Below are 17,377 nucleotides of genomic sequence, written 5' to 3' on the forward strand. Positions count from 1 at the left end.
GCCGGTATTTTTCCACCGGCGTCTTGTGCGCCGGCTGAGATCCTGGACAACCAGACGCTAGACAGGTGCTGGACCCACTGTCAAACCAAGACGAGGCGCATCGGTGCACCGGGGCTGTGTTGCATGGAGCCGGTCTTTGGCAGGCTGGTCCGGAGATCCGCGCCATCACCCAGACCGGTTACGTCTCGCTTAGCAGCGCGCGGGCGCGGCTGGCCCAGCGCTCCGCCGATCCGCCGATGCGCTCCGCGAGCCAGCCGAGGTCGTCGGCATGGCGCGCGGCAAGGCGGCGGAGCACCTCGGGCCCCGCCAACGCCGCGGCATCATGGCTGGAGGCGTTCTCCCGCTGCTTCGCATCAGGGAAGTGCTCGGGTGAGAAGGGTGCGCCAATCAGGCCACACACTTGCCGTAGCACCGCCTGTGGATCGGCCCGCACCTCGTCGAAGAACAGAAGGTGCAGGCGTCCTGGCCCGAAGTGCCGTTCCCAGCGCTCGATCGTGGTGCGGTAGGCGGACCGCGCCACGCAGCCCGGCGCATCGAGCGCGCGATGGAGCGCCTCCGCGGAGGGGGCGGTGCCGTCGGGCAGGCCGCGCGTCACCTCGTGCAGCGCGCCGGAGAGCGAGCGCTCCAGGGGATCGCGCAGCAGCATCAGGACCTTCGCGCCGGGCAGTGTCCGGGCCACATAGGACACGCCCTCCTCCGGCAGGACGGCGTAGCCGGGCGTGATGTCGCCCGTGATCGTCCCGGCCGGCGCCATGGCGAAGAGGGATGCATACCACTCTGGCGTCGGATGGAGCGGGGCGGCGAAGCGGCCGGCCCACTGCAGCACGCTGCGAGCCGCCTCCAGCGCCGTCAGGTCGGCACCGGCTCGCAGCACCGCATCGCGGCAGTGCAGGAAGAAGTGCCGGCGATCCTCTGCCCAGCGCGCTTCGTCCGGCCCATAGAGGGAGTCGAAGAAGTGCAACTCCTTCACCGGCGGTAGCCAGATGCCAGGGTGGCGCGCCAAGTTGCGATGCAGCCAGGTGGTCCCCGCCCGCTGCGCCCCGATGACGAGGACATCCGGCAGCCGCCCGGACGGCCCGCCGCGCAGTGCAGGCCGATGTTCCGCCCGAAGCCGCGCGCGTACCCTGGCATGGGCCGCGTCATCGGTGTTGGGCAAGACATCGTCGGGCGGGCGCCGATGCCAGCGCGCCAGGGGCTCGTCCAGGAAGCCGATACGGAAATGCGTGGCGAAGCGCCGGTTGAACTCCCAATCCCCGAGGACCTCCAGATCCTCCCGGAACGGACCCGTGGCCTCCCAGCCACGGCGGGAAAATAGCAGGGAGATCGGCGGAAACAGGTTCTCCCGCTCAAGCTGGGCAGCGTTGATGGTCGTCACCTCAGGCCGGAAGGGTTCCTCCCGTTCGATCTGCAGGCGTCCATTCAGATGGCGCTCATGCACCACCAGGGCGCGTGTCACCACGGCCTCCAGCCCGTTCATCGCCAGCGTGTCGAGGCAACGCTCGAGGAAGGTGGGGCGCAGGCTGTCGTCGTCGTCGTGCACAAGGATCCATGGAGCAGTACCTGCGCGGATCCCGGCATTGCTCGCCGCCTCCATTCCGCGCCTGTCGGCGAGGTGCAGGACGGAGAGGCGTGCGCCCAGGGCGTCCCGATAGGGAGCGAGCGCGCCCTCGATGGAAGAAGGTGACACCCCATTGTTCACGATGACCAGTTGCCACCCGGCCACCGTCTGGCTCAGCACGCTCCGGACCGCACGGGGCAGCATTGTGGGCCGCGTGGCCCGCATAACGATTGTTACCTCGTCGCGCGGCGCGCGGACGGGCTCGGGCGGAGGTGGCCAGGCCCCCGCGAGCAGGTCGGCATACAGGGCCGTCGCCTCCTCCACCCCAGCGGCCGCGGGCGCGTGGTGGCGATGCAGCCGGTCGGCGAGGGCGGCGGCACGGCCGATCGCCTCAGGCTCGGCCCGGAGGCCGGTGGCATCAGCCAGCCGCACGGCGGCGGCGGTTGGATCGGCCAGCACATCGTCATAATCGAAGACTACCGGGCGGCGGTCGGGCAAGGCTGCCGCCACGTCGTGCAGGTGCCGCAGCCAGAGCGCACTCGCGTGCCCCACCTCCATATCGTTCCGCGCCGCCAGGGAGCGCGCGACGGCATCCGGATGGCGGAGGGCGAGGAGCGGCACAACCTCCGCCCCGCAGGCGCGTGCGATGTCACGCCAAAGCGGCAGGAAGCGGCAACTGCGCGGATCCTTCAGGCCCCAGACGCCGCCGCCCGCCGCCAGTTCCCGCCGCGCGATCTCCGTCAGCGCCGCCTGGGCTTGGCGGCTCTCTGGCCAATCCCGCCAGGAGGAAGGGAGAGGCTGCATTCCGTCCGGTCCGGCCCAGCCTCGGCCGAGTGAGCCCAGCAGCTCCTCCTGGATCGCGACGACCTGGGCGTGCTCAGCATATCCGGTGGGGGCATCCTCGCGCGCCTCCTCCAACAGCGGCCCGCCGAGGGGAAGACCGAGCCGGGCGAGCATGCCCGCCAGCAGGGAGGTCCCGCTGCGATGCATGCCGAGCACCAGCACGAGGCGCGGCTGCGGCGCGGCGAGGACAGGCTGGAGGGATGCGCCCGTCATGGCCTCATCGCCGGCCCGTATGGATCAGGAGGCGCTCGGTCAGCGGCAAGTCACCAGGGAGGCCCCGCTCGCGCAGGTCGCGCTCGATCTCGCGCCGCTCGGCTGGGGAGAATCCGCGCAGCAGCGCCGAAGTCGCGCCGATCGGCTGGGTGCGCCGGAATGCGATGTCGCGCTTGACCGGTGCGCCGAACAGGTCATGCAGGCTGCGGACAAGGCTATGGGTGGGATTCTGGTGCAGCGCGATATCCGCCGCGCGCCGTGCCATCTCCAGCCTCACGATGTTGCCAGGGGAGTTCCGCTGTGCGTGGCCGCGGGGCATCACCTCCGCCTGGACGTGACTGATCAAGCGGTCAGCCATCTCCCCGCCATCCTGCCAGAGTGGCACGCTCGGTATGATGACCTCTGCGACGACGGTGGCCGCCGCCTCAGGATCCAGCCTGCCGACGATCGCTTCCGCCAGCCGGCCACCTGCGAAGAGGCAGAAGGGCTTCCCGAAGGCCTGCATGAGGCACTGCGACAGCCCGATTTCGCCGCGCCGGATCACATGCCGACGATGTTCATGGGGCAGGTAGCCGCGCCAGAAGGTGCGGCAGGCCTCGCTGAGCGCGACGGTACCGGAGAGGCAGAGGAAATAGGATTGCGCGTGGTAACGCCCAACGAAGCTTTCGGTCAGGCAGGCCCAGGGCGCGGCCTCATCGAGCAGGGCGTGCAGATGCGTCCGCGTCGCGGCAGGCCAATACATGCTGTCATTCGCCAGCACCACCCATTCGAGGGCCGGGAAGGCGTCGTCCTGCTCGTGCAGGAAGCACATGGCATCGGCATAACCGCCGACATCGCGCCCGATGCGATGCCGCCGCACGACCGTTCCCCCAAAATCCTCGATCATCTGCACGAGCGCTGGCGGCGGCTCCTCGCTGGTCAGCGCAGCCACCGAGAAGCCGGCGCCGGCAAGCGCGACGACGAGGTTGCGGATCGAGAATTCCACAAAGCGCGGATGGATCACCACGAAGGCCAGGCGGGACGCGCCGCGTAGCCGCATAAGTGCCTCCCGCCCTTCGGGCGGCAGGCCGCGATGTCGGCGCACACGCAGCGCATGCCCCATGAGATGCCGCAAATCGTGCAGCGGGCCGTAGGCGCCGGCGGCGAGCGCCCAGGCAATGCGGCGCAGGCGGTTCATGCCGCCGCGCCGGGGCGGCGCCCCCGGCTTCCGGCCGCAACGGATTGAGGGCGCATTCAGGTCTCGGTGGGATAGGTGGTGGAGAGCAGGGCCGCAGCATCAAGATCCCAGTCCAGCCGCGCCTCGCCCGTCTTGCGCACCAGCACGGCGGAACTTTCGAAGCCGGTGGAGGCCTCGGTGCTGCTGGCGCGCCCACGGCATGGCACGAGGAACATGGGCTGCGTCAGGCTCGTTTCGAGGACCTTGAACCCGGTCGCCGGATTGAAGATGGCTTGCCAAGCGGCATCCGAAAAACGCCAGAAATCCCAGGGAACGTCGTGCAGGCCGAGTGCCTGGTGGCTCTGCACAAAGGCGATCCCGCCGGGGCGCAGCACGCGGTTCATCTCGACCGCGACCTTCCAGGGCATGGCCAGATGCTCGAACACCGAGACGCTGAGGATGGCGTCGAAGATCCCTGCCGGGAAGAAATCGGACAGCCGGTGCGCGTCCCCGACCACATCCACATTCGGCCCCGGATGAAGGTCGAAGACGAGTGCGCGTTCGCCAGGCATTTCGGGGGCGCGGTCGAGGTCGCTGCGCGCCCGCCCGCCGAGGTCGAGCACGCATGCCCTCTCCTGCGCCGCGACATGCTCGATGAACTTTTGATAGAGACGAGAGGCATTTTCCGCCGCCGCGCGCTCCTTAAGGAGAGCAGCGAGCGGCGCCTCGATGATCTGTCCGGATGCGGTCGTGAAGCGCAGGCTCACCTGCCGCGGATCCGGTGCGGCCTGCCGGAGCAGGGCCTGCAGCTCGAACCCCTTGTCCGGCCCAAGTTCGGGGACCCCCTGGTAGGGGATGCCGCAGGCCGTCGTCAGGCCGGCCAGCGGGCCGGCGCCACTCAGGGTAACAGCAACAAGAGGATCCTGCGGGTGATGGAACCACCCCGCGACCCGAAGTGAGGAGAAGAAGGTCGCGGCCGTGTCGATCATGAAGACGTAGCCGTTCGAGTGCACGCAGGGGCAGCCTTAGAACATCCGTAGCCACGGGCGCTGGCGGAAGACATGTTGAGATGCCCCTTATCCTAGGCTCGGGGAGGCTGTCTCACAATCAGCTGGCCTGGAAAATTCCTGAGGGTGGCCTGAGCGAGCGGCCTGCCTGGCGGTCGTCCCTGGAGTGGAGACGCGGTCGCGCGCCATCACGGCCGCCGCGGTGGGCAGCCTGTTGGTGCGGATCGCGGGGCTGGAGGGTTGCGTTCCCGGGGCTCGATCGGGGCGTCCGCCCCGTTGCTCAGCAAGTGAGGTGCGACAGACGTGCCAGTGCGAAATGCAGGATGGCCTTGTCGGGACAGGCACGCGGCAGATGCAGCATGACGCGGCTCTTCAGCGCGACGACACGCGTGGCCAGCTTCACCAGGCGCAGCGACCACATCAGCCAGCAGGCGCCGCTGTGCAGCATCAGGCGAAACTGGTTGGCGGTGGCACGGCAGCAGGACGTGGAGGCGACGCCGAGCAGGAAATCGACGCGTTCCGCGCGGCAGAAATCCAAAACCATCGGCGCGCAGTTGTGGCTGTCGGCGTGGATCAGGATCTCGACGCGTGGCCAGTGGCGGCGGATCTTGCGCATGAGGCGGCGCAGGAAACTGCGCGCCTCGGCGCCGGATGGCACCACGGTCCGCACCATGTGGGGGGAACTGGCATGGCGGCTCCGTGATGCCAGGAGCGGCACCCTTACGAGCGGTGCAGAAGCATTCGCGCTGCTGGCAGAGAGCGACGCGCGCGGCGTCAGCCCGGGACAGGATGTGCTGAAGCGACTTATCGCCGCCGCAGCGCCTTGCCTGATCCTCGTCGACGAATGGGTTGCCTTTGCACGGCAGATGTATTTCCGAAGCGACCTGCCCGCTGGCGACTTCGGCGCGAATATGAGCTTCGCACAGGCGCTCACCGAGGTTGTCAGTGGCACCCCCGGCGCGCTGCTGGTCGCCTCTCTGCCGCAGAGCGACATTGAGATTGGTGGCACGGGCGGTCCGCCGCGTGGACAGCCCTTGGACTCCGGCGACCCCCACCGAGGGCTACGAGATCGTCCGTCGGCGCCTTTTCGAGCCGATTACCGAACAGGACGCCATTGCCGCGCGCGCTGCCACGGTGAAGGCGTTCCAGGACATGTATTCCAAGAACGTCGCGGACTTTCCAAACGGATGCGGTGAGCGTGCCTATGCCGAGCTGATGACCAGCTGTTACCCGGTGGAACAGCGCAAAGCGTACACCGAAATGCGCTCGTGTTCCTGGCTGCAGAGGCGGCGCGCCTCTCCGACCTGAAGACGCGCGTTCGCGCTCTCTTGGCTTGGACGAGCATTTGCGATGAACGCGATGCCCTCAATCTCGATCCATTCCAGAGCCGTACGGCGGCCGGACGATTGAAGGAGGCTGAGCGCACGGTTGATGCCCAGTTGCCCGATTGCTGGCAGTGGCTTCTGGCGCCCGAACAGCCAGTGCCGACCGATCCGACTTTGGCCTGGACACCGCTGAAGCTGAGCGGCGCTGATCCGCAACCTCTGAGGGCGATGAAGAAGCTCAGCGCCGAAGATAAAGATCATTACCAACTATGGTCGCCAGCGGCTGGAAGGGGCCATGGCGCAGTTTGGACTTTGGGGCAACGAGCCGCATGTGCTGACCCAGACCCTGTGGGGCTACTTCGCGCGCTACCCTTACCGAACGTTCGGCCGCCACCAAGCTGAGCCCGCGTTCTCTGGGAAAGGTCCAGGGCGGCTATGCGCGCTGGCTGGGCTTCCTGCGGTACATGGGGTTGCTGGACACCAACGCCTCGCCCGGGGCACGGGTGACCACGGAGCGACTCGCGGCGTACTTCGACCTGCTCGTGGAACTGGAGAACCGGCCCTATACGATCCTGGGCCGCTTCCAGGACCTGGCGCGGGCGCTGGCCCTGCTCGAGCCCGGCACCTGCTTTCGGCATGTGACCCACCCTGGCGGGCGGCCACTGCGCGAGATGCTGGACCTGCGTTCGCGCGACCAGGAGATCCACCCCCCGGCCGACCTACTGCTCTGGGGCATTGAGCTCATGGAGGGTGCGCTATCCCGCTCGCCGCGCCGGCGCCAAGTGCAGATGCGCGACGGGCTGCTCATCGCGATCCTCGCCTTTCGCGGGCTGCGACTCGGCAGCGTGGTGAGCGTGACCCTGGACGGCAGCGTCCGCCGGGACGAGCCGGAGGGGGCGTGGCGGCTCGACATCCAGGGGGAGGACGTCAAGAATTCCCGCTACATCCTGGCGATCCTCCCCCGTCTGCTCGGCCCCTGGATCGACCGATATGTGGAGGTGGAGCGGCGGGAACTGCTGGCAGGCTAGAAGTCCGCGGCCTTCTGGGTCAACTGGGGCGGAGAGCCCTGCTGGGGGGTGCCGGGCGCGAGACGGGCCTGCTGCGGAACCGGCTTTATGTCGGCGAGCGGGTGTGGAACCGTCAGAAATGGGTCAAGGACCCGAGCACGGGGCGCCGCGTGGCGCGGCCCAATCCCAGGGAGGCCTGGGTGGTGAGCGCGGTGCCCGAGCTGGCGATTGTGGAGCGGGAGGTCTGGGACCGGGCGCAGGCGCGGCTGGGGGCCAGCCGTCAGGTGGTGACGGCGCCCGCGGCGAATGACCCCGGGGGCGACACGCCTCAGGCGGGGAGCCGCGGCACGGCCCTGGCGTCGGTGCGCCGTCCCCCTTCGTGCGCTGTGGCGTGTGCAATGGCCCGATGACGGTGGTGGGCAGCGGCGGCCGGCTGGGCTGCGCCAACCATGTGGAGCGTGGCACCTGCGAGAACCGCCGCACGGTGGCGCGGGACGTGGTGATGCAGAGGGTGATGGTGGGGCTCAGGGGCGGCTTCTGACGCCCGAGCTCGTGGAGGAGTTCGTTCGCGCCTATGTGGCCGAAGTGAGTGCGGCGAACCGGGAGCGGAGCGCGCGGAGGGCCTCGCTGCAAGGGGAGGCCGGCAAGCTCGACCGCCAGATCCAGAACCTGTTGGAGCTGCTCAAGGAGGGCCACGGGGGACCGGCCATGGCGGCGGAGCTACGGGAGCTGGAGCGCCGTCAGGAGACCCTGCGCGCCGAGATGGCCGCGGCGGAGACCCCCGAGCCCATGCCCGACCTACATCCGGACATGCCGGCCTTGTACCGGAGGCGGGTTCAGGCGCTGGAGGACGCGCTGGCTGATCCCGTCACGGCCGCGGTGGCCGCGGAGGCGCTGCGGGCCTTGGTGGACGCCATTTTGGTCTTCCCTGGAGCAATGCGCGGCGAGGTGACGCTGAGCTTGCGGGGGGACTTGGCGGCGCTGCTTCACGGCGCGCTGGCCGAAGAGGGCACGGGGAGTCTGAACGCGAAAACGCCCGCGATCCGGTGGGATGGCGGGCGTTTTGGGGAAGTACTGGGATCGTTGGATGCGGGGACAGGATTTGAACCTGTGACCTTCAGGTTATGAGCCTGACGAGCTACCGGGCTGCTCCACCCCGCGTGGGTGTGATGTGAGGATGGTTGGGTGGCCTGGCGCTGACCGACTCTCCCGCCGCTTAAGCGGCAGTACCATAGGCGCTGGAGTGTTTCACGGCCGAGTTCGGGATGGGATCGGGTGTATCAACTCCGCGATGGGCACCAGGCCACCGAACCATCCTGGCCGCCTTTTGGGGCGGAGGGGGTTCAGGTGGCGGAAGGTTGGTTGGATCAGTGTGAGAATTGTGGGGTTTGGTGCTGCGCACGGTGTTCGGATCATTGCTGATCTGAACCGCGCTGGCGGCGTAGTATTGAGCCTATCGGGCGATTAGGACCGCTTAGCTGAGTGCATTACTGCACGTACACATGCGGCCTATTGACGTGATGGTCTATCACGGCCCTCAGGGAGACCTGGTTTTGAGGTCGGTTTCCCGCTTAGATGCTTTCAGCGGTTATCCGTTCCACACTTAGCTACCCAGCGGTGCCACTGGCGTGACAACTGGTGCACCAGAGGTATGTCCATCCCGGTCCTCTCGTACTAGGGACAGATCCTCTCAAGTCTCCAACACCCACAGCAGATAGGGACCGAACTGTCTCACGACGTTCTAAACCCAGCTCACGTACCGCTTTAATCGGCGAACAGCCGAACCCTTGGGACCTGCTCCAGCCCCGGGATGCGATGAGCCGACATCGAGGTGCCAAACCTCCCCGTCGATGTGGACTCTTGGGGGAGATCAGCCTGTTATCCCTAGAGTACCTTTTATCCGTTGAGCGATGGCCCGTCCACGAGGGACCACCGGATCACTAAGGCCGACTTTCGTCTCTGTTCGCGCTGTCACGCTCACAGTCAGGCGGGCTTATGCCTTTGCACTCAACAGCCGATGTCCGACCGGCTTGAGCCCACCATCGCGCGCCTCCGTTACACTTTAGGAGGCGACCGCCCCAGTCAAACTGCCCACCACGCAGGGTCCCGGCCCGGGATAACCAGGCTCGGTTAGACGCCAAAAAGAAACAGGGTGGTATTTCAAGGTTGGCTCCACACAAGCTAGCGCCCATGCTTCAAAGCCTCCCACCTATCCTACACAGTTCCTTTCTGGCGCCACTGCGAAGTTGCAGTAAAGGTTCATAGGGTCTTTCCGTCTAACTGCGGGTACCCCGCATCTTCACGGGGAATTCAATTTCGCTGAGCCCATGCCGGAGACAGTGGGGAGGTCGTTACGCCATTCGTGCAGGTCGGAACTTACCCGACAAGGAATTTCGCTACCTTAGGACCGTTATAGTTACGGCCGCCGTTTACCGGGGCTTCAGTTCGGAGCTTGCACTCCTCCCTTTAACCTTCCGGCACCGGGCAGGCGTCAGACCCTATACGTCATCTCTCGATTTCGCAGAGCCCTGTGTTTTTACTAAACAGTCGCCACCCCCTGCTCTGTGCCACCCACCAATGGTTGCCCACCAGCGGGTCTCGCTTATCCCGAAGTTACGCGAGCAATTTGCCTAGTTCCTTCGACATGGTTCTCTCAAGCGCCTCGGTATTCTCTACCAGTCCACCTGTGTCGGTTTCGGGTACGGTCCAATGCCAGAGCTGTTTCCCGGATCCATCCAACTGCACACTCAATCCAATAAGAATGCACAGAACTTCAGGACCGTCACTTCTGGCGGGCTCAGGAATATTCACCTGATTCCCATCAGCTACGGCTTTCGCCCTCGCCTTAGGGGCCGGCTCACCCTGCGCGGATTAACCTTGCGCAGGAACCCTTGGACTTTCGGCGACAGGGTTTCTCACCCTGTTTGTCGCTACTCATGTCCGCATTCGCACTTCCGATACCTCCAGCATGCCTCGCGACACACCTTCACAGGCCTACGGAACGCTCCGCTACCACGTGCTTACGCACATCCACAGCTTCGGTGCATGGCTTGAGCCCCGTTACATTTTCGCCGCAGGACAGCTATTAGACCAGTGAGCTATTACGCTTTCTTTAAAGGATGGCTGCTTCTAAGCCAACCTCCTGGTTGTTTTGGCCGTCCCACATGCTTTCCCACTTAGCCATGACTTGGGGACCTTAGCTGGTGGTCTGGGCTGTTTCCCTCTCGACTATGGACCTTAGCACCCACAGTCTGTCTGCCAGGCTGCACTCTTCGGCATTCGGAGTTCGGTAGGGTTTGGTAAGGCTTTGGGCCCCCCTAGCCCTTCCGGTGCTCTACCTCCGAAGGTGACCACCTAACGATCTACCTCAATAGATTTCGCGGAGAACCAGCTATTTCCGAGTTTGATTGGCCTTTCACCCCTAGCCACAGCTCATCCCCGACTTTTTCAACAGGCGTGGGTTCGGCCCTCCAGTGCGTGTTACCGCACCTTCAGCCTGGCCATGGCTAGATCACTCGGTTTCGGGTCTCATGCCGGCAACTATGCGCCCTATTCAGACTCGCTTTCGCTGCGCCTACACCTAACGGCTTAAGCTTGCTGCCAACACGAACTCGCGGACCCATTATACAAAAGGTACGCCGTCACCCCACAATGAGGGCTCCGACTGCTTGTAAGCGTCCGGTTTCAGGTCTCTTTCACTCCCCTCGTCGGGGTGCTTTTCACCTTTCCCTCACGGTACTTGTGCACTATCGGTCGCCAAGGAGTATTTAGGCTTGGAGGGTGGTCCCCCCATGTTCAGACAAGGTTTCACGTGCCCCGCCCTACTCGATCAACACATCAGACATCACGCCTACGGGGCTATCACCCACTATGGCCCACCTTTCCAGATGGTTCGGCTTATTCTGACGCATCAAATGGCCTAATCCGCGTTCGCTCGCCACTACTAACGGAATCTCTGTTGATGTCTTTTCCTCCAGGTACTGAGATGTTTCAGTTCCCCGGGTTCGCCTCCTGCCCCTATGTATTCAGAACAGGATACCCTTGCGGGTGGGTTTCCCCATTCGGACATCCGCGGATCAACGATCGCTCGCATCTCCCCGCGGCTTTTCGCAGCGTGCCACGTCCTTCATCGCCTCTTGGCGCCAAGGCATCCACCGAACGCTCTTATCGCGCTCAATACACCACCAACGCCCGTACGCAGGACCAAGCCCCACATTCAAGCATCAGCAGCTGAACCAAAATGCCCAGCAATTCTCACTCTTAATCCAACCAACCAATCCGATTCACCTGTCAAACAGCACGCCACCCAACCCAGATCCCCTCAAGGATCACAGGCCGGACAGCCATCTCGTTATGCAGCGCCGTGCTGCGCGGGTCACCGCCAGGCCTCAGCCCAACAGCAACCAACCTCGTATGGAGACGGTCGGGATTGAACCGACGACCCCCTGCTTGCAAAGCAGGTGCTCTCCCACTGAGCTACGCCCCCGAAAACTCGTCCCAGGGCGCGCCGCAGGCAAAGCACCGCCTAAGCATCGCGGTCGCCATCCCATCCTCACTGCATACACCACCAAAGGCGGCGTATGGGCCAGGGAGGACTTGAACCTCCGACCCCACGCTTATCAAGCGTGTGCTCTAACCAACTGAGCTACTGGCCCTCACCACAGCAGGCCACCCTGAGGCAGCCCATGCCAGGACCAACCCAGCCAGCCAATCCAGTCTCCATTCCATGTCGGGATGCGCGGTCGGTGCCCAGGAAGGATCACTCCAACCCCCGGCATCAACCCGCATCAGGTCATCTTGGTGTCAGTTCATGAGCCCGTTGGCCAAACCCCATCCCCGCATCCGCGGGCACAAGACCAAGCCAGGCAGGCATTTTTGTCGTCGGACGCCAACAAACCCGCATGAGACAGGCTCGTCAGCATTCCTTGAAAGGAGGTGATCCAGCCGCAGGTTCCCCTACGGCTACCTTGTTACGACTTCACCCCAGTCGCTGACCCTACCGTGGTCGACTAGCTCCTTGCGGTTGCCACATCGGCTTAAGGTAGAACCAACTCCCATGGTGTGACGGGCGGTGTGTACAAGGCCCGGGAACGTATTCACCGCGGCATGCTGATCCGCGATTACTAGCGATTCCACCTTCATGCACCCGAGTTGCAGAGTGCAATCTGAACTGAGACGGCTTTTTGGGATCCGCTCGGCCTCGCGACCTGGCTTCCCATTGTCACCGCCATTGTAGCACGTGTGTAGCCCAGCTCATAAGGGCCATGAGGACTTGACGTCATCCCCACCTTCCTCCGGCTTGTCACCGGCAGTTCCTCTAGAGTGCCCACCCAAACATGCTGGCAACTAGAGGCGAGGGTTGCGCTCGTTGCGGGACTTAACCCAACATCTCACGACACGAGCTGACGACAGCCATGCAGCACCTGTCTTGTCGTTCCCTTGCGGGCACCAACGCATCTCTGCGAAGTCCGACAGATGTCAAGAGCTGGTAAGGTTCTGCGCGTTGCGTCGAATTAAACCACATGCTCCACCGCTTGTGCGGGCCCCCGTCAATTCCTTTGAGTTTCAACCTTGCGGCCGTACTCCCCAGGCGGTGCGCTTATCGCGTTAGCTACGACACTGAGTGACTAAGTCACCCAACATCCAGCGCACATCGTTTACAGCGTGGACTACCAGGGTATCTAATCCTGTTTGCTCCCCACGCTTTCGCGCCTCAGCGTCAGTAATGGACCAGCTCGCCGCCTTCGCCACCGGTGTTCTTCCCAATATCTACGAATTTCACCTCTACACTGGGAATTCCACGAGCCTCTTCCATCCTCTAGCTCACATGTATCAAGCGCAGTCCCCAGGTTAAGCCCGGGAATTTCACGCCTGACTGTGTGTGCCGCCTACGCGCCCTTTACGCCCAGTCATTCCGAGCAACGCTAGCCCCCTTCGTATTACCGCGGCTGCTGGCACGAAGTTAGCCGGGGCTTCTTCTACAGGTACCGTCATCATCGTCCCTGTCGAAAGGGCTTTACAATCCGAAGACCTTCTTCACCCACGCGGAATTGCTGGATCAGGCTTGCGCCCATTGTCCAATATTCCCCACTGCTGCCTCCCGTAGGAGTCTGGGCCGTGTCTCAGTCCCAGTGTGGCTGATCATCCTCTCAGACCAGCTACCGATCGTCGCCTTGGTAAGCCTTTACCCCACCAACTAGCTAATCGGACGCAGGCCGCTCCATGGGCGCCTCACGGCTTTGAGCCTCAGCTCATATGCGGTATTAGCGCCAGTTTCCCAGCGTTATCCCCCACCCTCGGACACGTTCCTACGCGTTACTCACCCGTCCGCCACTGACATTGCTGCCCGTGCGACTTGCATGTGTTAAGCATTCCGCCAGCGTTCGCTCTGAGCCAGGATCAAACTCTCAGGTTCATCCGTTTCACCAGGCCAGCCTTAGCCAACCCAGCAAAACTCAAACCCACCATCCAAACCCAAGCACAAAACACCAAAAACAAACCAGACACATAGCCAATGCCAACCATGACCAAAGCCACAGCAGCACCAACCACGCATCCCAACATTCATATCCGCCCCGCCTCGCTCCCCTTCCGGAAAGCAAAACCAAAGCAGATCACGTCAGCACTTACTTCTGCATAACCAGATGTGATTTTGAAACAACAAGATGTCTTCAACCGCGAAGCGATTGAAAGCACCTTTCCCAACCGTTTGGCTAGGACCCGGCTCCGACCGAGTGAGCCATCAAGCTTACCGAAACCGGCGGGCTTGTCAACTCAAACCGTCCGAAGAACCGGAGGGACCGGATCGCTCCGGCCCCCCCTATCTATGGGGGACAGACGGTCCTGTAAATCCCCATCTGCGATCGGACGCGCATGGCCCCCATGCACGAACCCGGGTTGCGGATTCGTGACACCGGGGCGGTGGCGCGGTCAGCTGTCCGCGCGGATGTTGTTGTCCGTGATCACGCGGCCCCATTTCGCGATCTCCGCGTTGATGAAGCGGCCGCATTCCTCCGGGTTCGAAGCCACAACGTCGCAGCCCTGCGCTTCGATGCGTTCCTTGATGGCGGGCTCGTTCAGCGCCCGCACCAGCGCCTCGTTCATCTGGTTCACCAGCGCCGGCGGCGTGCCGGCCCGGCCCAGCATCGCCCACCAGGTCGGTGCCTCGAAGTCCGCGAAGCCCTGCTGCGCGAAGCTGCGCGTGCCCGGCACGTGGCGCGTTTCGCCGCGCGTGGTCACGCCCAGGGGCCGAAGGGTTCCCGCCCGGATATGCTGGCTGACGATGACCACATTGGTCATGAACAGCGGCACGTGCCCGGCCACGGCATCCTGCACGGCAGGCCCGCCGCCCCGGTAGGGCACATGAACGATGCGGAAATTGCCCTGCTGCTGCAGCAGCGTGGTGGAGACATGCGCGAGTCCGCCCACGCCGGAGGTCGCGTAGTTCAGCGTATCAGGCTGGGCCCGCGCGGCGGCCACCACCTCCTCAAAGCTGCGGTACGGCGTGCTATTGTGCGCCACCATGGCAAGCGGCCCCGACGCCACATGGCAGCAAGGCACGAAGGCCTCGGCCGTGCGGAAGGGCAGGCGCATCACGGTCTCGTTGGTCGCCTGGGTGTCATAGACGAAGAGCCAGGTGCTCCCGTCCCCCGGCGCACGCGAGGCCTCGATGGCCCCCGTCGCCCCCGAGGCCCCGCCCCTGTTGTCGATGATGACAGGCTTGCCCAGCAATTCCGCCAGGCGCGACTGGTAAAGGCGGGCGATGGTGTCGGTGGACCCGCCCGGAGGCCAGGGCACGATCAGGCGGATCGGACGGTCGGGGAAACCGGCCCCCAGGCTCTGGGCGCGCAGCACCAGGGGGGTGGCGAGGCCCGCGGCGGTGGCGGCCAGCAGGTGACGACGATTCATGAAGCGTTCCTCCAAGCTATGGAATGAGTGTTCCCGGCTGGAAGGCTTACGGCAAGCCGGTTTCCGCCGGGTTCAAGGCCAGGGCCCTCCATGAACGGAGCAATCTCATTTGCGACTCACTCGCAATTGCATTAAAAGGGCGAACCAACGGAGAGCACAGCATGGCGACACGCGGATTGCCCGCCTGGCCCCTCATCGGCCAGGAGACCGACACCCTGCCGGAACCGGAGCGGATGGTGCTGGACGCCGCGCGCGCCTGGGCCGGAAACGGTCCGGCCGGCCCGATGGGCGAAGCCGCGCTGGTTTTGGCGGCAGCGGGAATGGAGGGGGCAGCGCTGCCCTTCGACGCGGCCTTGCGCGCCCTCCCGGGGCTGCGCCTGCAATGGCCGCTCTGTCCCGTCGTGTCGCGTGAGGAGGCCACGTTGCTGATGGGGCTGGCCGTGGTGCAGACGGGCCGCCGGGCCGTGGCCCTGGCGCTTCTCCATCGCCTGGCTCCGCCGCTGAGCGCCTATCGCGCCGTGGCGGAGCTTTCGGTGATGGGATGCGTGTTTCGGCGCGGCGGGATCTGTCTCACCGCGCCGTTGTGAGGGTCAGTCGCCCTCGTGCTGCTCGGGGGCGGCGGCGCTGTTGAGCTGGATGTAGTTCTGCAGGCCCATCTGCTCGATCATGTCGAACTGGGTCTCGAGGAAATCCTCGTGCTCCTCCTCATTGGCGAGGATGGCCTTCAGCAGGTCGCGGCTGACGTAGTCCCGCACATCCTCGCAATGAGCGATGCCTTCCTTGAGGTCGGCCAGCGCCTTCTGCTCGAGCTTGAGGTCGCATTCCAGCACCTCGCGCACATTCTGGCCGATCAGGATGGGGTTCAGGCGCTGCACATTGGGCAGGCCGTTCAGGTAGAGGATGCGCTTGATCAGGTCATCCGCGTGGCGCATCTCCTCGATGCTCTCCGCGTACTCGTGCTTGGCGAGCTTCGTCACACCCCAATCATCCAGCATGCGGGAATGCAGGAAGTATTGATTGATGGCAGTCAGCTCGTTGGTGAGCTGGATGTTGAGGTGTTCAATGACCTTCGGGTCGCCCTTGGGCATCGCCTGCCGCTCCTGATGTTGGCGCCGGGTATATGTCCCGGCGCCAAGCAGGATCAAGCACCATTCGCGGCCGTCGGTGCCTCGCGCAGGATTTGCAGCACCGTCGCGGTGCAGCACCCGCATTGGGCTCGCCCGCCGCAGCAGGCATAGACATCCTTGGGCCGGGCGGCGCCGGCGGCGACGGCGGCGCGCACGTCACCGTCGCTCATGGCGTTGCAGAGGCAGATGATCATCGCCTCAGCGCCAGCCGGCGCGCTGCATGACGCGCAGCGCCTCGGGCGAGAGGGAAGCCGCGCGCGCCACGTTCAGCGTGTCGCGCTTGAAGTCGCCCAAGGACCGCAGGAAGGCGTTGGGCTGAACATCGGCCACCACCGGGTATTCATTGTTGCCATCCGCGAAGATGGACTGCGCCGCGGGGCCGCTCAGATATTCCAGGAAGGCCTTGGCCGCCTCGGGGTTGGGTGAGGTGCGCACCACGCCAGCCCCGGCCACGTTCACATGGGTGCCGCGGTCGCCCTGGTTGGGGAAGAGCACGGCCATGCGCTCGACGATCGCCCGGTCCTCCGCGCGCTGCGAGCGCGAGAGGTTGCCCAGGTAGTAGGTGTTGGAGATGGCGAGCCGCCCCTGCCCGGCCGCGACGGCGCGGATCTGGTCGGTGTCGCCGCCCTGGGGCGGGCGGGAGAGGTTGGCGGCGAGCCCGCGCGCCCAGGCCTCGGTCGCCTCCGCGCCATTGGCCGCGATCATACTGGCCGTCCAGCCGATGTTGTAGATGTTACTGGAGCTGCGAACCGAGACCATGCCCCGGAACTCCGGCTTGGCCAGGTCCTCGTAGCGCGCCAGGCCCTCGGGCAGGCCGCGGGCGCGGTCATACATCACCACCCGCGCGCGGGTGGAGAAGCCGAACCAATGTCCCTCGGGGTCGCGCAGCGAGGCCGGGATGCGCGAATTCAGCACATCGGACTGCACCGGGGCCAGCACGCCCAGCTCCTGCGCGCGCCCCAGGCGGCCGAGATCCACCGTGATGAGCACGTCAGCCGGGGAATTCGCGCCTTCGGAGCGGATTCGCTCCAGCAGCTGGTCGGCATTGGCCTCGATGAGGCGGACGCGAACGCCGCTCTCTCGGGTGAAGCCGTCATACAGCTCGCGATCCGTGTCGTAGTGGCGCGAGGAATAGAGGCTCAGCACCCGGTCCTGCGCGCGCGCCAGGGCGGGGGCGGCGAGAAGCGCGGGGGTGGCGGTCAGGAGCAGTCGGCGGTGCATGGACATCCTCGG

The 17,377-nt window shown here is 64.9% G+C and carries 13 protein-coding genes, 3 tRNA genes and 3 rRNA genes; 5 read left to right on the top strand and 14 right to left on the bottom strand.

Annotation, left to right across the window (positions count from 1 at the left end):
- Positions 1-178: 178 nt before the first annotated feature.
- The 4 genes from ICW72_RS06430 to ICW72_RS06445 all read right to left on the bottom strand — a co-directional run bounded on the left by ICW72_RS06430 (position 179) and on the right by ICW72_RS06445 (position 5,450).
- The gene (locus ICW72_RS06430) at positions 179-2,614 is read right to left on the bottom strand and encodes a sulfotransferase (RefSeq protein ID WP_191085453.1); all 2,436 of its coding nucleotides are present in this window, start codon (positions 2,612-2,614) and stop codon (positions 179-181) included.
- Between the two features lie 4 nt (positions 2,615-2,618).
- A complete protein-coding gene (locus ICW72_RS06435) occupies positions 2,619-3,791 on the bottom strand; it encodes a hypothetical protein (protein WP_191085454.1) in 1,173 nt (390 codons plus the stop codon).
- A gap of 56 nt (positions 3,792-3,847) precedes the next feature.
- Positions 3,848-4,759 (bottom strand): class I SAM-dependent methyltransferase, encoded by a 912-nt coding sequence (locus tag ICW72_RS20585; RefSeq protein ID WP_223880873.1) that lies wholly within the window; start codon positions 4,757-4,759, stop codon positions 3,848-3,850.
- 298 nt (positions 4,760-5,057) lie between these two features.
- The gene (locus ICW72_RS06445; RefSeq protein ID WP_191085455.1) at positions 5,058-5,450 is read right to left on the bottom strand and encodes a transposase; all 393 of its coding nucleotides are present in this window, start codon (positions 5,448-5,450) and stop codon (positions 5,058-5,060) included.
- On the opposite strand from ICW72_RS06445, the gene ICW72_RS06450 reads away from it, so the two are divergent.
- The 4 genes from ICW72_RS06450 to ICW72_RS06465 all read left to right on the top strand — a co-directional run bounded on the left by ICW72_RS06450 (position 5,449) and on the right by ICW72_RS06465 (position 7,650).
- Positions 5,449-5,973 carry a hypothetical protein gene (locus ICW72_RS06450; RefSeq protein ID WP_191085456.1) on the top strand — a complete coding sequence of 175 codons (525 nt, stop codon included), beginning with the start codon at positions 5,449-5,451 and terminating at the stop codon, positions 5,971-5,973. The two genes, ICW72_RS06445 and ICW72_RS06450, sit on opposite strands and share 2 nt — an antisense overlap.
- A gap of 593 nt (positions 5,974-6,566) precedes the next feature.
- Positions 6,567-7,130 (top strand): hypothetical protein, encoded by a 564-nt coding sequence (locus tag ICW72_RS06455; protein ID WP_191085457.1) that lies wholly within the window; start codon positions 6,567-6,569, stop codon positions 7,128-7,130.
- A gap of 71 nt (positions 7,131-7,201) precedes the next feature.
- Positions 7,202-7,519: a recombinase family protein gene (locus ICW72_RS21285; RefSeq protein ID WP_223880957.1), complete on the top strand. Its 318-nt coding sequence runs from the start codon at positions 7,202-7,204 to the stop codon at positions 7,517-7,519.
- Entirely contained in the window at positions 7,489-7,650 is a 162-nt protein-coding gene (locus ICW72_RS06465) for a recombinase zinc beta ribbon domain-containing protein (RefSeq protein ID WP_269749843.1), read from the top strand. Before ICW72_RS21285 ends, ICW72_RS06465 begins: the two co-directional genes overlap by 31 nt.
- Positions 7,651-8,193: 543 nt before the next feature.
- On the opposite strand, the gene ICW72_RS06470 is transcribed toward ICW72_RS06465, so the two are convergent.
- The 7 genes from ICW72_RS06470 to ICW72_RS06500 all read right to left on the bottom strand — a co-directional run bounded on the left by ICW72_RS06470 (position 8,194) and on the right by ICW72_RS06500 (position 15,017).
- A tRNA-Met gene (locus tag ICW72_RS06470) sits at positions 8,194-8,270 on the bottom strand.
- Positions 8,271-8,297: 27 nt separating this feature from the next.
- A 5S ribosomal RNA gene (gene rrf / locus ICW72_RS06475) occupies positions 8,298-8,412 on the bottom strand.
- Positions 8,413-8,552: 140 nt separating this feature from the next.
- Positions 8,553-11,288: ribosomal RNA gene (locus tag ICW72_RS06480) — 23S ribosomal RNA — on the bottom strand.
- A 235-nt stretch (positions 11,289-11,523) separates the two neighbouring features.
- Positions 11,524-11,595 (bottom strand) — tRNA-Ala (locus ICW72_RS06485).
- Positions 11,596-11,690: 95 nt separating this feature from the next.
- Positions 11,691-11,764 (bottom strand) — tRNA-Ile (locus tag ICW72_RS06490).
- A 273-nt stretch (positions 11,765-12,037) separates the two neighbouring features.
- Positions 12,038-13,524: ribosomal RNA gene (locus ICW72_RS06495) — 16S ribosomal RNA — on the bottom strand.
- Together the 16S, 23S and 5S rRNA genes with 3 tRNA genes alongside form the textbook arrangement of a ribosomal RNA operon.
- Before the next feature lie 515 nt (positions 13,525-14,039).
- Positions 14,040-15,017 carry a tripartite tricarboxylate transporter substrate binding protein gene (locus ICW72_RS06500; protein WP_223880875.1) on the bottom strand — a complete coding sequence of 326 codons (978 nt, stop codon included), beginning with the start codon at positions 15,015-15,017 and terminating at the stop codon, positions 14,040-14,042.
- Between the two features lie 161 nt (positions 15,018-15,178).
- Between ICW72_RS06500 and ICW72_RS06505 the strand changes: the two genes are divergently transcribed.
- Entirely contained in the window at positions 15,179-15,604 is a 426-nt protein-coding gene (locus ICW72_RS06505) for a hypothetical protein (protein ID WP_191085460.1), read from the top strand.
- 3 nt (positions 15,605-15,607) lie between these two features.
- Here the strand turns inward: ICW72_RS06505 and bfr are convergent, their stop codons facing one another.
- Genes bfr through ICW72_RS06520 form a run of 3 tightly spaced genes read right to left on the bottom strand, consistent with a single transcriptional unit; the run spans position 15,608 to position 17,365 of the window.
- Complete coding sequence (gene bfr, locus ICW72_RS06510; protein WP_191085461.1) at positions 15,608-16,105, bottom strand: bacterioferritin; 498 nt, start codon at positions 16,103-16,105, stop codon at positions 15,608-15,610.
- Between the two features lie 53 nt (positions 16,106-16,158).
- On the bottom strand, positions 16,159-16,338 hold the full coding sequence (locus ICW72_RS06515) for a (2Fe-2S)-binding protein (protein WP_184386023.1): 180 nt from the start codon (positions 16,336-16,338) through the stop codon (positions 16,159-16,161).
- Between the two features lie 4 nt (positions 16,339-16,342).
- Positions 16,343-17,365 (bottom strand): Fe(3+) ABC transporter substrate-binding protein, encoded by a 1,023-nt coding sequence (locus ICW72_RS06520; RefSeq protein WP_223880876.1) that lies wholly within the window; start codon positions 17,363-17,365, stop codon positions 16,343-16,345.
- Positions 17,366-17,377 lie beyond the last annotated feature (12 nt).

Origin of the sequence: Roseococcus microcysteis, assembly GCF_014764365.1 — a bacterium.
Lineage (GTDB): Bacteria > Pseudomonadota > Alphaproteobacteria > Acetobacterales > Acetobacteraceae > Roseococcus > Roseococcus microcysteis.

Excerpts from the sequence above, each read along its gene's own strand:
- ICW72_RS06430 (WP_191085453.1), bottom strand. The coding sequence starts at position 2,614 with ATGACGGGCGCATCCCTCCAGCCTGTCCTCGCCGCGCCGCAGCCGCGC.
- ICW72_RS06435 (WP_191085454.1), bottom strand. The coding sequence starts at position 3,791 with ATGAACCGCCTGCGCCGCATTGCCTGGGCGCTCGCCGCCGGCGCCTAC.
- ICW72_RS20585 (WP_223880873.1), bottom strand. The coding sequence starts at position 4,759 with ATGATCGACACGGCCGCGACCTTCTTCTCCTCACTTCGGGTCGCGGGG.
- ICW72_RS06450 (WP_191085456.1), top strand. The coding sequence starts at position 5,449 with ATGTGGGGGGAACTGGCATGGCGGCTCCGTGATGCCAGGAGCGGCACC.
- ICW72_RS06445 (WP_191085455.1), bottom strand. The coding sequence starts at position 5,450 with ATGGTGCGGACCGTGGTGCCATCCGGCGCCGAGGCGCGCAGTTTCCTG.
- ICW72_RS06455 (WP_191085457.1), top strand. The coding sequence starts at position 6,567 with ATGGGGTTGCTGGACACCAACGCCTCGCCCGGGGCACGGGTGACCACG.
- ICW72_RS06500 (WP_223880875.1), bottom strand. The coding sequence starts at position 15,017 with ATGAATCGTCGTCACCTGCTGGCCGCCACCGCCGCGGGCCTCGCCACC.
- ICW72_RS06505 (WP_191085460.1), top strand. The coding sequence starts at position 15,179 with ATGGCGACACGCGGATTGCCCGCCTGGCCCCTCATCGGCCAGGAGACC.
- bfr (WP_191085461.1), bottom strand. The coding sequence starts at position 16,105 with ATGCCCAAGGGCGACCCGAAGGTCATTGAACACCTCAACATCCAGCTC.
- ICW72_RS06515 (WP_184386023.1), bottom strand. The coding sequence starts at position 16,338 with ATGATCATCTGCCTCTGCAACGCCATGAGCGACGGTGACGTGCGCGCC.
- ICW72_RS06520 (WP_223880876.1), bottom strand. The coding sequence starts at position 17,365 with ATGCACCGCCGACTGCTCCTGACCGCCACCCCCGCGCTTCTCGCCGCC.